The organism is Paenibacillus cymbidii, assembly GCF_004764705.1.
Lineage (GTDB): Bacteria > Bacillota > Bacilli > Paenibacillales > NBRC-103111 > Paenibacillus_AN > Paenibacillus_AN cymbidii.
In genome coordinates this window covers 1-14,709 of record NZ_SHLX01000003.1, presented here as the reverse complement: position 1 = coordinate 14,709, position 14,709 = coordinate 1, and the positions used below count along the sequence as shown (strand labels likewise).

Annotated in this window: 13 protein-coding genes and 1 pseudogene; 4 read left to right on the top strand and 10 right to left on the bottom strand. The window is 60.8% G+C overall.

Going from position 1 to position 14,709, the window contains the following annotated elements; genetic code table 11:
- Window positions 1-4: 4 nt before the first annotated feature.
- From EXY20_RS05460 to EXY20_RS05420, 9 genes are all read right to left on the bottom strand, one after another.
- Entirely contained in the window at window positions 5-1,045 is a 1,041-nt protein-coding gene (locus EXY20_RS05460; protein ID WP_135548496.1) for a sulfonate ABC transporter substrate-binding protein, read from the bottom strand.
- Window positions 1,046-1,272: 227 nt separating this feature from the next.
- On the bottom strand, window positions 1,273-1,836 hold the full coding sequence (ssuE, locus tag EXY20_RS05455; protein WP_135548494.1) for an NADPH-dependent FMN reductase: 564 nt from the start codon (window positions 1,834-1,836) through the stop codon (window positions 1,273-1,275).
- 134 nt (window positions 1,837-1,970) lie between these two features.
- Window positions 1,971-2,180 (bottom strand): YezD family protein, encoded by a 210-nt coding sequence (locus tag EXY20_RS05450; RefSeq protein ID WP_135548490.1) that lies wholly within the window; start codon window positions 2,178-2,180, stop codon window positions 1,971-1,973.
- Between the two features lie 148 nt (window positions 2,181-2,328).
- Window positions 2,329-3,174: an alpha/beta hydrolase gene (locus EXY20_RS05445; RefSeq protein WP_135548488.1), complete on the bottom strand. Its 846-nt coding sequence runs from the start codon at window positions 3,172-3,174 to the stop codon at window positions 2,329-2,331.
- Window positions 3,175-3,207: 33 nt separating this feature from the next.
- A complete protein-coding gene (locus EXY20_RS05440; RefSeq protein ID WP_135548486.1) occupies window positions 3,208-4,266 on the bottom strand; it encodes a sulfate/molybdate ABC transporter ATP-binding protein in 1,059 nt (352 codons plus the stop codon).
- Between the two features lies 1 nt (window position 4,267).
- The gene (gene cysW, locus EXY20_RS05435; protein WP_135548484.1) at window positions 4,268-5,152 is read right to left on the bottom strand and encodes a sulfate ABC transporter permease subunit CysW; all 885 of its coding nucleotides are present in this window, start codon (window positions 5,150-5,152) and stop codon (window positions 4,268-4,270) included.
- A gap of 13 nt (window positions 5,153-5,165) precedes the next feature.
- Entirely contained in the window at window positions 5,166-5,999 is an 834-nt protein-coding gene (gene cysT / locus EXY20_RS05430) for a sulfate ABC transporter permease subunit CysT (protein WP_135548482.1), read from the bottom strand.
- Between the two features lie 104 nt (window positions 6,000-6,103).
- Window positions 6,104-7,252: a sulfate ABC transporter substrate-binding protein gene (locus EXY20_RS05425; protein WP_135548480.1), complete on the bottom strand. Its 1,149-nt coding sequence runs from the start codon at window positions 7,250-7,252 to the stop codon at window positions 6,104-6,106.
- Between the two features lie 426 nt (window positions 7,253-7,678).
- Entirely contained in the window at window positions 7,679-10,882 is a 3,204-nt protein-coding gene (locus EXY20_RS05420) for a right-handed parallel beta-helix repeat-containing protein (protein WP_167859008.1), read from the bottom strand.
- 257 nt (window positions 10,883-11,139) lie between these two features.
- Here EXY20_RS05420 and EXY20_RS05415 point away from each other — a divergent pair, with 257 nt between their 5' ends.
- Window positions 11,140-11,496 carry a hypothetical protein gene (locus tag EXY20_RS05415; RefSeq protein ID WP_135548476.1) on the top strand — a complete coding sequence of 119 codons (357 nt, stop codon included), beginning with the start codon at window positions 11,140-11,142 and terminating at the stop codon, window positions 11,494-11,496.
- Window positions 11,471-11,743 (top strand): YuzF family protein, encoded by a 273-nt coding sequence (locus EXY20_RS05410; RefSeq protein WP_235885372.1) that lies wholly within the window; start codon window positions 11,471-11,473, stop codon window positions 11,741-11,743. Before EXY20_RS05415 ends, EXY20_RS05410 begins: the two co-directional genes overlap by 26 nt.
- 102 nt (window positions 11,744-11,845) lie before the next feature.
- On the opposite strand, the gene EXY20_RS05405 is transcribed toward EXY20_RS05410, so the two are convergent.
- The gene (locus tag EXY20_RS05405) at window positions 11,846-13,168 is read right to left on the bottom strand and encodes an adenylosuccinate synthase (RefSeq protein ID WP_135548474.1); all 1,323 of its coding nucleotides are present in this window, start codon (window positions 13,166-13,168) and stop codon (window positions 11,846-11,848) included.
- A gap of 134 nt (window positions 13,169-13,302) precedes the next feature.
- Here EXY20_RS05405 and EXY20_RS05400 point away from each other — a divergent pair, with 134 nt between their 5' ends.
- Together EXY20_RS05400 and EXY20_RS40785 are read left to right on the top strand one after the other, a co-directional pair.
- Window positions 13,303-14,202 carry a LysR family transcriptional regulator gene (locus tag EXY20_RS05400; RefSeq protein ID WP_135548472.1) on the top strand — a complete coding sequence of 300 codons (900 nt, stop codon included), beginning with the start codon at window positions 13,303-13,305 and terminating at the stop codon, window positions 14,200-14,202.
- A gap of 338 nt (window positions 14,203-14,540) precedes the next feature.
- Window positions 14,541-14,709: pseudogene (locus EXY20_RS40785) on the top strand (IS1182 family transposase); the annotation flags it as partial.

The window sequence follows — 14,709 nt, the reverse complement described above, 5'->3', positions numbered from 1 at the left end:
GGCGTTATTTTTTCAATACGGCGTCCTTGATCGAAATTTGTTTCGGAATCAGCTCGAGCTTGAAGAAGGCGTCGGCGATCTTCTGCTGGTCGGCGATCAGGGCGTCGTCAATCGCCAGAATGCCGTACTCTCTCCGCTTGGACGCCAGCTCCAGCGACGGGATGTCGATGCCGAGCTGCGGCGACAGCAGCTTCGCCACTTCGTTCTGGTTCGACTTGGCCCAGTCGTCGACTTTTTTGATTTCGTCCAGCACGGTTTGAACCGCGTCCGCATTTTTTTCCGCAAACGTGCGGGAGGCGAGGTAAAACTCGTTGTTCGCTACCGTATCTTTGCCGTCAGCCAATATTCTCGCCTTTGTTGCCGTTTGCGCCGCCGCGAAGAACGGATCCCAGATGACCCAGGCGTCGACGTTTTTCTGCTCGAAGGCGACGCGCGCGTCGGCCGGCGGGAGAAACACGGTTTTGATGTCTTCGTATTTCAGCCCGGCTTTTTCCAGCTGCTTGACGAGCAGGTAGTGCACGTTCGAGCCTTTATTCAGCGCCACCTGCTTGCCTTTCAGGTCCGCGACGGTTTTGATCGGCGAATCCGCCGGCACCAGAATCGCTTCGCTGAGCGGACTTGCCGGCTCGTGCGCCAGGTAGACGAGCGGCGTGCCGGCCGCCTGGGCAAAAATCGGCGGCGCTTCGCCGGTGTGGCCGAGGTCGATGCTGCCGACGTTGAGCGCTTCGAGCAACTGCGGGCCGCCGGGGAATTCCGTCCAGGTGACGGTGTAGCCTTTGGCCGCGAGCGCTTTGTCAAGATCGCCTTTCGCTTTCAAAATGTTGACCGTACCGTACTTCTGGAAGCCGATGCGCAGCGTTTTCTTGTCGGCCGGTTTGGCCGATGCGCCGGACGTCGCGCCTGCGGCGGCGGTTGTTTTGCTGTCGCCGTCTTTGGCGCCGCAGCCGGCCAGAGCCGTGGCGAGCGCCAGCGTCAACGCCAGCACGGCGGCAAGTCGGGCCTTCGGCTTGCGGGGAAATATATTGTTGCGAATCGCGGCTAACATGGATATAATCGCTCCCTTGAATGAGTATCTTTGCAAAATAGGCCATGAAAAATGGCTTATTGCCTTCCTTTTTGCTGCTTCTTCGGAAATAGCCAGTGTTTTCGCTGGCTATTCGGAGCAAACAGTCCCAAAATCGAATGGTTCCCGGAAATAACCAGTGATTTCACCGGCTATTTTGTTGCTGCCACCCGTTTTTAGCGAAATAGGCAATAAAACAGGGCCTATTTCTACACCCGTTGCGCCACCGCAGCAGCACCGGCGCTCGCACGCCGCTCGCGCACCAGTTCCTTCACGGCGCCGTCCAGACGCGCGCCCGTCTCCGCGTCGAGCACGGCTTGCCCCTGCTCGCTCCAGGTCACGTGCGTGTCCTGCACGAACACGCCGCCGAGCACATGCCGCGCGCCGAGCGCCGCCAACACCGGCTTCAGCGCGTAATCAATCGCCAGCAGGTGGGCGATCGTGCCGCCGATGGCGACCGGAAGCACGATTTTGCGCTCCAGCCCTTTTTGCGGCAGCAGATCCAGAAAGGCTTTCAGGATGCCTGTATAGGACGCTTTATATATCGGCGTCGCGATGACGACGGCGCCGGCCTGCTCCACTTTGCCGACCGCTTCGGCGATCGCCGGGCTGTCGAACGCGGCGTGAAGCAGATCGGCCGGCGGCAGCTCGCGCACCGCGATTTCCGTCCACTCCTGCCCTTCGGCGGCAAGCGCCGCCTTCACCTGCTCCACAATGGCCGACAACCGCGAACGCGCGGACGGGCTGCCCGATATGATAACGATGCTCATCATCGATCTCTCCTTCGATTCGAATGGGCGCGCTTCACACGCGCGAATACAAAAAGACTTCCCTGCGCCTCATAAGGCGGGGAAGTCTCCAGCGATCTGGTCGACTCGACTGTATAAGCCGTGCACAACAGGGACGATTACTTGAACCGCTTGGCGGAACGCGTGCCGCCGGAAGCTTCGCGCTGCGACTGCGCCGCCTCCAGTTCGTAACGGCTTCGTTCGGTGCGTTCGATTTGTACGATCCGGCCGTCATGAACGATAATTTGCACCGTGCCGTACTCCAGTCCGTTCAAGCTGCGGCTGATGCGCTCGATCCAGGTTTCATCCACTTCCAGCGGTTTCCCCATCGCGAATCCCTCCATTTTGTATATTCCAATATGATTAGTCGGATTTAAGCCGGGTTGAGTCAATTGAGTCAGTTGAGTCGTGGAGTCAATCAAGCCAGGTCCAGTTACGTCAGAGTAAATCCAATCCGGACTGATCCGCCTGCTCCGCTTAAATCGTCCAGTCGTGCCACTCCATCTTCCGCTTCTCCAGATAGGTCAGCCAATCGGCCGTTTTGGCGATGAGCTGCTGCGCGCTTTTATCCGCCGAATACGTATGGTCCGCCTGCAAAATCACTTCCTTGTCGCACTGCCCGTCGCTGCGCAGCCAGAAGACGCGCTGGTACAGGAAGCAGTAATCGACCGGGATGACGTCGTCGAGCGTGCCGTGCAAAAGCAGCGCGTCGCCGCGGAATTGGCGCACCTGACGCAGCGGCTGGTGACGGGTCAACGATTCGAAGAACGGTGCGCTCAGCCGGTAGCCGCGATGGTCGACGGCACCCAGCGCCACCGCTTCTTCGTAGGCTTGTTTGCCGACGATGCCGACGATATCGTTCAGCGGATGGGCAACCGCCGACCAGAGCACCAGCGACTTGACGCGGTTGTCGCGCGCCGCGGTCAGCACGGCGACGGCGCCGCCGAGGCTGTGGCCGAGCAGCGTCACCCGGTTCGCGTCGACGCAGTCGAGCCCCAGCCCGTAATCGAGCACACGCTGCGTCTGCCCGATCATCGCGTCGAGCCCGCCGCCTTCGCCGCCGTATTCGCCGGTGCTTTCGCCGCAGCCCGCATAGTCGAAGCGGATGACGAGGAAACCGGCTTCGCTGAACGCCCGCGCCGCTTTGACGAACAGCCGGTTCTCGCCGATCTTGTTGCCGACGAAGCCGTGGCAGACGACGATCAGCGGCCAGCGGCAGCTGCCGCTCTCTCCCTTGCCGCCGCGCGCCTGCTTCGGATAATGCAGGACGGCGGACAGCTCGCCCGAACCGGAACCGGATGCGATCGTGATGGCGTGCTCCATAGCCGAACCTCCTCCTCTGCCGCTGTTTCGCCGTTAAATATGAACGGGCAGCGGATCGATTTTTCGCGTATTTTCCAGCACCTTCGTCTGGTCGCCGTCGAACACGTACAGCCGGTGAATGAGCGCCAGCACGGCATCGCCGGGCTGAAGCGGCGGCTGCTCCAGCGTGCGGTACGCATACACGGAACGTCCGCCGATATCGGCTTCGACCTGCCAGCTCGTGCCGCGGAAAAACACATTGCGCACGACGGCCTGCTCCGCCGCGGACGGCAGCGCAATTTCGTGCTCGCGGCCGATTTCGACGAACTCCGGCCGGACGATCGCGCCCGGCGACGACCAGCCGGCGTCGAAGCCTTTCAAGCCGGACACGCTCGCCAGCCGGCTCGATTCGCCGATGAAGCCGGCGACGAACGGAGTGCGCGGCTGCTGGTAAATTTCGAACGGCGTGCCCTGCTGCTCGATCCGTCCCTGGTTGACGACCATAATCCGGTCGGCCACTTCGACTGCCTCTTCCTGGTCGTGCGTGACGAAGATCGTCGTAATTCCGACGCGGTCGATCGTTTCGCGCAGCCAGGTGCGCAGCTCCTTGCGCACCTTGGCGTCGATCGCCGCGAACGGCTCGTCGAGCAGCAGCAGCTGCGGTTCGGGAGCAAGCGCTCGTGCGAAGGCGACGCGCTGGCGCTGGCCGCCGGACAACTGGTGAGGCAGCCGCTTTTCCAGCCCCTTCAGGCCGGTCAGGTCGATCAACTCCTGCACGCGGGCTTTGATCTCCGCCTTCGGCCGTTTTTTCACCGTCAAACCAAAAGCGATATTGTCATAAACCGTCATGTGACGAAACAGCGCATAATTCTGAAACACAAGCCCGATTTCCCGCTCCTGCGGCGATACGTCGTTCACGCGAACGCCGCCGAACAAAATATCGCCCGAATCCGGCTCCTCCAGCCCCGCCAGCATGCGCAAAATCGTCGTTTTGCCGCCGCCGCTCGGGCCGAGCAGGCCGATCAGCCGGCCTTTTTCAATTTCGAAGCTGATCTGCTTCGCCGCCTCGAACGAACCGAACGATTTGTGCAAGTTGTTCACCACGATGTGCATGTCACTTGTCCCCGCTTTCCTTGTGATCTTGCGCGAATTTCCATTCGATCAGGCTTTTGACGGCAAGCGTGACAAGCGCCAGCAGCACGAGCAGCGAAGCGACGGCGAACGAAGCGGCAAGCTTGTATTCGCCGAACAAAATTTGCACCTGCAGCGGAATCGTGTTCGTTTCGCCGCGGATATGGCCGGAGACGACCGATACGGCACCGAACTCGCCCATCGCCCGGGCGTTGCAAAGGATGATGCCGTAGATCAAGCCCCACTTGATATTCGGCAGCGTCACGCGCCAAAAAATTTTCCAGCCCTTCGCGCCAAGCGTCGCCGCCGCTTCCTCTTCCTGCGTCCCTTGCGACTCCATTAGCGGAATCAGCTCGCGGGCGACGAACGGGAACGTAACGAACAGCGTGGCAAGCACAATGCCGGGAACGGCGAAAATGATTTTGATGTCGTGAGCGTCCAGCCATGGGCCGAACCAGCCGCGGGCGCCGAAGACGAGCACGTACACGAGACCGGCGATTACCGGCGAAACGGCGAACGGCAAGTCGATCAGCGTGAGCAGCACGTTTTTGCCGCGGAAGCGGAATTTCGTGATCGCCCAGGCGGCGGCAACGCCGAAGATCAGGTTGAGCGGCACGACGATCGCCGCGGTGAGCAGCGTCAGCCGAATCGCCGCGGCCGCGTCGTGGTCGCGCAGCGCCGCGAAGTAGACGGAGGCGCCTTTGCGGAACGCCTGCTCGAATACGGTGACGAGCGGCAGCACAAGCAGCAAACCGAGGAAAAGCAAAGCAATCGTGATCAAGATCCATTTGACAAGCTTCGATTCCGTTACATGCTTGGGCCGAACCGCGGTAGGGGAACCCAGCTTCGTAGCGACATATCCTGCCATCTCCGCCGCCCCCTTACGCGCTCAGCAAACGGCGATTGGTGCGCCATTGCAGCAGATTGACGATCAACAGAAGGATGAACGACAGAACGAGCATGACAAGGGCGATGGCCGTCGCGCCGGCGTAATCGAATTGCTCCAGCTTGGTCATGATAAGCAGTGGCGCAATCTCCGTTTTCATCGGCATGTTGCCGGAGATGAACACAACCGAACCGTATTCGCCCACCGCCCGGGCAAACGCGATCGCGAACCCGGTGATAAGCGCCGGCAGCACTTCCGGGAAAATAACCCGGCGAAAAATCGTCCAGCGCCGCGCGCCGAGGCTGACCGCCGCTTCCTCGATGTCTTTGTCAAGCTCCTGCAGCACGGGCTGCACGGTGCGGACGACGAACGGGATGCCGATAAACGTCAGCGCGATCACGATGCCGAGCGGCGAATACGCCGTTTTGATCCCCAGCGGCTCCATCAGCGAGCCGATCCAGCCGCGCGGCGCGTAAATCGCTGTCAGGGCGATGCCCGCCACCGCCGTCGGCAGCGCAAAGGGCAAATCGACCAGAGCATCGATGAACCGTTTGCCGGGGAATTCGTAACGCACGAGCACCCAGGCGACGATAAAGCCGAACACGGCGTTGATCCCGGCGCCGATCAGCGCTGCGCCGAAGCTGAGCTTGTAGGAGGCGATCACGCGGTCGTCGGTCACCGTATGCCAGAACTGCTCCCAGCTCAGGCTCGACGTCTTGACGAAAATCGCCGCCAGCGGGATCAGCACGATCAGGCCGAGATAGAGGACGGTAAAGCCGAGCGACAAGCCGAAACCGGGCAAAATGCTTCGTTCCTTGAACCACTTCATCGTTCATACGCTCCTTAGGCTATCGTCGGTTCCGCCAGGGCGCCGCAGCCGGCGCCCACGGGCGGCAAGCCTTTCTCTGCTTGCTTTGCCTTGCTTCTCGAAGCTTACTTCGCAGGTTTGTAAATTTGGTCGAACACTCCGCCGTCGTTAAAATGTTTCGTTTGCGTTTGCGTCCAGCCGCCGAAGCCGAGGTCATTGATGGTGAACAGCTCGATTTTGGCAAATTGGCTTTCGAACTTCTTCGCAACCGACTCCAGACGCGGGCGGTAGAAGTTTTGCGCGGCGATCGTTTGGCCTTCTTCCGAGTACAAATATTCGAGATAAGCTTTGGCAACGTCGCGCGTTCCTTTTTTGTCGACGGTTTTGTCGACGATTGCAACCGGCGGCTCGGCGAGCACACTGATCGACGGCGTGACGATTTCGAACTTGTCGGCGCCGAATTCTTTCAACGCCAGATACGCTTCGTTTTCCCAAGCCAGCAAGACGTCGCCTTGGCCGCGCTCGACGAACGTCAAGGTCGAGTCGCGCGCTCCGGAGTCGAGCACCGGCACGTTTTTGAACAGCTGAGTAACGAATTCTTTCGCTTTCGCTTCATCGTTGTTGTTTTTCTTCAACGCGTAGCCCCATGCGGCAACATAGTTCCAACGGGCGCCGCCCGACGTTTTCGGATTTGGCGTGATGACCCCGATGCCCGGTTTGACCAGATCGTCCCAGTCCTTGATTTTTTTCGGGTTGCCTTTGCGCACCAGGAATACGATCGTCGACGTATACGGCGTGCTGTTGTTCGGGAATGCTTGCAGCCAGTTGGCATTGGTGATGAGTCCTTTATCTTTCACAGAATCGATGTCGTATGCGAGCGCCAGCGTGACCACGTCGGCTTCCAGACCGTCCACGACCGAACGCGCCTGTTTGCCGGAACCGCCGTGCGATTGTTTGATCGTGACAGTTTGGTTCGCTTTTTCCTTCCAATACTTCACGAACGCTTTGTTGTAGTTTTCATACAGCTCGCGGGTCGGGTCGTAGGAGACGTTCAGCAGCTCCACGGCCGGCTTCGGCGCCGGAGTGGCCGATGCCGATGCCGGAGCCGAACCCGATGCCGACGGAGCGGCGCTTGCCTTCGGCGACGAGCTGGCGCCTGCGCCGCTCGACGTATCCGTTTTGCTGCCGCAAGCTGCGATCGCCAGGACGAGAATCGAAGTTAAGGTGAACAGAAACCACCGTTTTGCCGTTTGTACTTTCCTTGCCTTTGCCATTGTTCATTTCCCCTTTTTCCTGCAGAATCGATTTGGTTAAAATCGTGCGAATCGATCGGTCGATGGTACTCTCGCTGCTTGTCGCCGGTGGACCGGAGGACAACGCTTTTAATTCCGATGCGATTACTGTGATTTATGAACGTAATCTTATCACCGGGCCTAACTGGTGTCAATTGGGTTTGAAGTTGTTGTTACATTGGATTTAAGTAGGCAAAATCGGCCGATTGGCAGCAAAATCCGGGCACTGCCGCAGCGGGTCAAAAGCCGACTAAAATACCCTTGATTAGTAGGAATAGGCGGCAAAAAACAGGCATCCGACGACCTTACTCGCCCGGCGAAGTTTTTCGCCGTTTCGGAATAAAGTCTGCAGATGCCTGTCAGTCTTGGAGCAAGCCCGGCGCCGGACGCCGCGGTCAATACCGCCCGTCAGTTGCCGACGCGAACGTCGTCGTAATAAATCGTGTTCGTCTGGCCGTCGCTCCACCAGTCGCCCATCGCAATGCCGCTGACGTTCGTTACACCCGTTGGCGAAGCGACCAAAGTGCCGTCAACGTACATATCGACCTTGGTGCCCGACGTATAGTCCCATTTCAGCTGGTGCCAGCCGGTCGTGCGCGTTACCGTCGTAGCCGCATAGGTGCCGCCGATGCGGGTGACGTATTTGGTCGTCGACGTGCCGGTGCTGACCCCCATGCCCCGCCAGCTCGTGCCGTCGTCCCAGCCGGTATTGTCGGCCCGCGCCATCGCGTCGACCGTCGTGTCGGCAGCGTTGTCGTAGAACCAGAGGGTGACGATTTTGTTCAGCGCCGCGCCAAGCGAAGCGGAGATCACGTCCATATCCTCGTTCTGCACGTAGCTCGTCGTGCCGGCATGAGCCTGTGTCGTCGATGTCGAGGCTGTGCCCTTGCGCGTCGTCCATTTGCCGAGCCCGTTCTCGAAGCTGTCGAACAGGCGCAGCACTTCGGCGTCGTCGTAGTAGGCAGTGCGGGTTTTGCCGTCTCCCCACCAGTCGCCCATGGCGATTTCGCTGAACGATGTAACGCCGGTCGGCGAGGCGACCAGCACGCCGTCGACGTACAGGTCGACTTTGGTGCCCGAGGTGTAGTCCCAGCGGAACTCGTGCCAGCCGGTTGAGCGGTTGACGGACGTTGCCGTGAACGTGCCGTCGACGCGGATCGCATACTTCGTCGTCGACGTCGACGAAATGACGCCGATGCCCCGCCAGCCGCTGCCGTCCCACCCGCTGCTGTCGACGCGCGCCATTGTATCGATCGTCGTATCGGCGGCGTTGTCATAGTAATAGAGCGATACGACCCGGTTCAAATTGCTGCCGAACGGATGCGAAACGACGTCCATGTCCTCGTTCTGCACGTAGCTGTTCGCGCCGCGCCTTGCTTGCGTTGTGCTGGTCGAAGCGGTTCCTTTGCGCGTCGTCCAGTTGGTCAGCCCGCTTTCGAAGCCGTCCTCAAAATAGGCCCCGAAAGCGACCGAAGCTTGGGCCGACGCCGCGCTTGCGGCGCCGCCGCTTGTCGTCGACGTGACGATATAATAGTAGGTAGTCCCCGTTGCCGCCGATGTATCCGCGCAGCTTGTCGCCGTCACGCCGGAACAAACCGTCGCCCCGTAGGGTCCGCCGCTTGCCGTGCCGCGTTTGACCGTGTAGCTGGCGGCGTTGTTCACTTTTTTCCATGACAAATTCACTTGACTGCCGCCGTCCGCCGCCGTCAGCCCGGAAGGGACGACCGGATAGACGAACGTGCTTTTGAAACCGATGTTGTTGTAGTCCATCAATGTGTCGTTGAAGCCGGCTTGCCAACTGACGTTGGTCAGCGAATGGCTGCCGGAATCGTTCGTGCGGAACGCGCCGTTCTGCGTGTTCGTCACCTTGATGTTGGAGAACAGCTGCCCGTTCGAATCGTTGTCCATAAAAATGCCGTTCGGCGCGTAATCGGACATGGACGGGTGGGCGTACACGTTGTCGATCGTCACCTGGTCGATCGTGTTGGTCAAATACGGCGTATCGTCGCTGATCCCGAACGCGTAGATCGCGCCCGTATCGCCGCTGTCGTGCTCCACGTCGTGGATGTTCAGGTTTTTGAACACGTTGTTTTTTACGTAGATGGCGCTGGACGGAATGTCGGGATAAGCGTCGTACGCCACCGCGTAGCGCGGCGAGTTGTAAATTTCGCTGTAGGACACCTCGTTGCTGCCCGCGTTCATCACGTAAACGCCCGCGCCGTGGCCGGCAAGCTCGCCGACGTCATGGATCAGATTGTTTGTGATCGTGTTGTTTTTGAGCACGTCGCCTTCGCCCGGGTACCGGCCTTCGAGCAGCACGCCCGCCAGACCGGCATGTTCGATCCAGTTGCCGGCGATCGTGTTGTTCTGGTTGTAGAACAGCATGTAGATCGCAGAATAACCCGCGTTTTTCAAATGGGCGTTCTGGATCGTAATATGATCGGTATTTTCCATGTAAATCATGCCCGTGCGATGCGCCGGCATGTTGATTTGCCGGTCGTATTCCGGGTAGGTGTGGCTTTCGCCGGAATCGCCCGCGTTCACTTGCGCATGGCGGAACCAGTCGGTGAAGTCGGTGTCCTCGAACGCCAGACCGTCGAACTGGATATGGTGCGCGCGGTTCGTGTCGGACGAACCGATCAGGGAAACAAGCCGCTGCACCTTCGGCGCCACGATCGTCTGGCTGGCGATCGCGCCGTCGCGGGCCCAGTAGTACAAGTACCCGGCCGATGTGTCGAGGTAAAATTCGCCGGGCTGGTCGAGCAAGTTCAGCACGCCCTGGATGTAATAACGCGAGCCGACGCCGTTCTGGTAAAGCGAATAACGGCTTGCGTGGTCGAGCGTAATTTGGCGCGTCGTCGTGTTGATGCCCGTAATCGGAATCGTGTCGGTGAACCACGACCAGCTGCCGCCGGACCAAACGAACAGCTGCGCGTCGTCGAGGTCCCACCCGGACGGGTTCAGGTCGCCGGATTTGTACTGCAGCACCGTGTTCGAGCCGCTCACGCCTTCGGCCCGCAAATACGGCGCCTGCGCCGTCGGATACGCGCTGTCCGGCGTGTAGTTCGGATACCGCGCCGTGCGGGCGCGCACGCCGTTTTCATACAGCGTGTAAAACTTCCACGACGTGCCGACGTTCGCCCGGTAAATGCTGCCGCTGTACAGCGTCCAGCCGGTGATCGCCTCGCCGCCGACGAAATGCGCGCTGCCGGCCGCATCCTGGTTGCGGTAAATGACGCTGTAGCCGTTCGAACCGGAATCGGCGTCGGTAAACGCGATCGTCGACGAGACATAGTAGGTGCCGGCTTTGACATTAACGATGATGTTGCCGGTCATGCCGACGTTGAGGCCGTTCGTGCGGATGTAGTCGCGCGCCTTCTGGATCGTGGCCCACGGGTTGCCGATCGTGCCGTTGCCCGTCGTGTCGCTGCCGGTCGTCGCCACATAGAAGTTCGTGTCGGCCGCGGCGGCCCGGTTCGGGCTGATGACGGCCAACGCCGTCAGCGCGAGCAGCGCGAACAAGGCGGCGTAAAGCAACAATCTGCCGCTGCTGCTTCCGCCCCCGCTCCGGCGCGGACGCCGGGACTGCCATGTTTCTGCAACCGTTTCCATAATCATCTCTCCTTCGCGATTCGAATGTTGGATGACAAGCGTTGACGGATGCCTCCATCGCTGAAGGTGGCAGCACTCGCCCACGCGCGCTCCCTGCCCGACGTTCGCTGCTTCGCGACCATTCCCCCTCTGTCTGACTGCTACCGTTATCGTCCCTTATTTTTCCTCCGCTGCCTACTGTTAAATGAGGATGAAGGTGTAAAATTGTGCGAAAGTGGCGCAATCGGCGGTTTTCCGGGCCAACCGGCAGGAGAGCGATGCGCATCGGCCGATGCGGCGCGGCCGGCAGGACAGCAATGCGCACCGGCGATGCGGCGTGGCCGGCAGGACAACGAATCGCACCGACGATGCGGCGGCTGGCAGGACAGCGAATCGCACCGAACGATGCGGCGTGGCTGGCAGGACAGCGAATCGCACCGGCCGATGCGGCGTGGCTGGCAGGACAGCGAATCGCACCGAACGATGCGGCGTGGCTGGCAGGACAGCGAATCGCACCGGCCGTGCGCCGGCTGGCGAATATTCGAACCTATGGCTGGGCAACCGCATATGCTGGGCATACGTATGGCACTTGCAAAGGAGCGATCCGCCATGTATGGAGCCCAAGACGGCCTTAACGGCCGCAGCCATGTGATGCCGATCCCGGCGCAAATTGCGGCGCAGCCGATCGTTGCCGTCGATCCGTACCTGGTGCAGACGCTGCAAACGGTAGCCGGCCGGCGGCTCGTCGTGGAAACGACGCGCGGCGCCGTCAGCGGCACGCTGGTCGATTGCAAGCCGGATCATGCGATATTGCGATCGGCCGGCGGCGCGATGTTTCTCGTGCGCATCGCGCACATCGTTTGGGTGATGCCGGAAGCGTAGCGGCTTGGCGAGGCGGCTGCGAGCTGGCAAACGACCCCGACGGCCAAAAGAACCTGCTCCCTTCGGCTGGGGAGCAGGTTCTTTTGGTTTGCGCGGGGCGGGTTATGGCCGCTCCAGCGTCATGTCGCGGCCGGGGCCGACCGAAACGATCCGGATCGGCACGCCGATCAGCGTTTCGAGCCGTTCGACGTAGCGCTGCGCCTGCGCCGGCAAGTCGGCATAGCGGCGAACGCCGCCGATGTCGCTGCGCCAGCCCTGCATCGTCTCCAGCAATGGGCGGGCGCCTTCAAGTTCGGCCGTATCGGCGGCGAAGCGTTCGGTCGTTGCTCCGTTCGCCTGCACATAACCGGTGCAGATCGGGATCGTGTCCAGATAGCCGAGCACGTCGAGATTGGTTAGTGCCACTTCAGTTGCGCCCTGCACGGCGCAGCCGTAGCGGGTCGCCACGGCGTCGAACCAGCCGACGCGGCGCGGCCGCCCGGTGACGACGCCGTATTCGCCCGCCGAACCGCCGCGGCGGCGCAGTTCTTCGGCTTCGCCACCGAATAGCTCGGTGACGAATGGCCCTGCGCCAACGCAGCTGGAGTACGCTTTCGTGACGGCGATGATGCGTCCGATCGACTGCGGCGGTAGCCCGGCGCCGACGGCGGCAAAGCCGGCCAGCGTCGAGGACGACGTCACGTACGGATAGATGCCGTGATCGGGATCGCGCAGCGCGCCAAGCTGGCCTTCGGCGATGATCGTTCGCCCTTCCCGCAGCAATTCGCGCAGCAGTTCGCCGGTGTCGGCGATATACGGCGCAATCGCGCGGCCGATCTGCAGCAGCTGCGGCAGCAGCTCCGCCGCTTGTAGCGGCGCGCAGTGGTACAGCTGCGGGAGCAGCACGTTTTTGGCGGCGAGATTCGTTTCGAGCCGCTCAAGCAGCCGCGTTACGGCGGCCGATTCGGTTGCCCCATTCGCTTGGGCCGCTTGGGCCACTTCGGCAACCCGTACGCCCAGCTTCACATATTTGTCCGCATAGAACGGCGCGATGCCGCGCTTCGTCGAACCGAAGCGGCGGTCGCCGAGACGCTCCTCCTCCAGCTCGTCGAACAGCTTGTGCACAGGCAGCACCAGCTGCGCCCGGTCGGATATCCGCAGACGCGGCTCCGGCACCCCTTGTGCGGACAGTTGCCCGATTTCTTCGAGCAACCGCGTTGCGTCGAGCGCAACGCCCGGGCCGATCACATTCACGACCTGCGCATGGAACACGCCCGACGGAAGCATGTTCAGACCGAACTTGCCGAATCCGTTGACGATCGTATGGCCGGCGTTGCTGCCGCCCTGATACCGCACTACGGCATCCGCTCCGCCTGCCAGCAAATCCGTTATTTTGCCTTTCCCTTCATCGCCCCAGTTGGCACCCACTACCGCGATTACACCCATCGTTCGCCGCCTCGTTTCCGCATCGGATTGGCGAGCGCATCCGTTTGCTTTCCGCTCGTCAGCTTTATTATAATGGGGATTGATTCATGAAAAAAATTGATATTTATAATATAGACTATAAATGAGGTTTATGGATGAACATACCGTTGCAATCGTTCAATATGGAGTGGTACCGCGCGTTTCATGCCGCCGCCGTACATGGCAATTTGTCGCGCGCCGCAGAGGAGCTTCATCTTACCCAGCCGGCTGTCAGCCACACGATCAAGCAGTTGGAGACGGCGCTCGGCGGCCAGCTGTTTTTTCGCATTCCGCGGGGCGTGAAGCTGACGGACGAAGGGGAGTTGCTGTTCCGTCACGTGGAGCAGGCGTTCGGCCTGCTGTTCGCCGCCGAACGCAAAATCGCCGACATGCACGAGCTGCGGCGCGGCCGCATCGCCATCGGCGCCGGCGACACGATCTGCAAGCACTACTTGCTGCCCCACCTTGGCGAGTTCCATCGCCAGTACCCGGACATTGCGATTCAAGTGGCGAACCGCACGTCGCTCGAAACGATCAATCTGCTTAAGGAAGGCGCCATCGACCTTGGCATCGTACACCTGCCCGTCGACGACGAGCGGGTTGCGATCCATGAACGGGCGCCGGTCGAAGACATCTTCGTCGCCGGCGCGGGCAGCCCTTACGCCGCGCTGGCCGGCGCGCCTGTTGCCCCGGCAGCGTTGGCCGCCCAGCCGCTGCTGCTGCTGGAGCAAGGGACAAGCTCGCGCCGCTGGATCGAGCGCTATTTTCGCGAGGCGGGCGTCGCCTTCGCACCCGGCATCGAGCTCGGCAGCTTCGACCTGCTGCTCCAGTTCGCCATCGCCGGCTTCGGCGTCGCCGCGGTCATCCGCCATGCCGCCGAGCAGGGGCTGGCGGACGGCGCGCTTGTTGCGCTGCCGCTGGCCGTGCCGCTTCCGCCGCGGCGGATTGGGCTGGCGACGCTGAAGGACGTGCCGCTTTCCGCCGCCGCCAAACGGCTCCTGGACATGCTGCCGTAAACGCGCCTCGCCGCGAGCGGCCCGAGCGGGCGCTGCAGCGCATGTTTCATGCGCTATTCGCGCCGCGAGCGGCCCGAGCGGGCGCTGGCCGGGAAATAAGCCATTTTTTCTTGGCTATTTCGCCAAAAAGAGCCTGCCCTAGCGAAATAACCAGTGAAATCACTGGTTATTTCGCAAAAAAATGCGATAAAGCGGCAGTTCGGGGCCAATGAGGGTGTCCCAAAAGCCATGAAAATGGCTGAGGGGGCACCCGCGTTACAATTTGTACAACAAAAAGAAACCGTTCCTTGGTAAAATGGAGGTACCACCCAACCATAAACCTAAAGGAGTCGGTTTCTTTGTACATTCAATATAGCATGGATCAACTTTTCCTACCAGTGGATTTAGAAGTAGATATTCCTGCCAATCATCTGGTTCGCGTGGTCAACGCCGCCGTAAACCGTCTCGACGATGCTATCTTCGACGCTGCTTACCCAGGAGGTGGACGAGATAGTTACCACCCCAAAA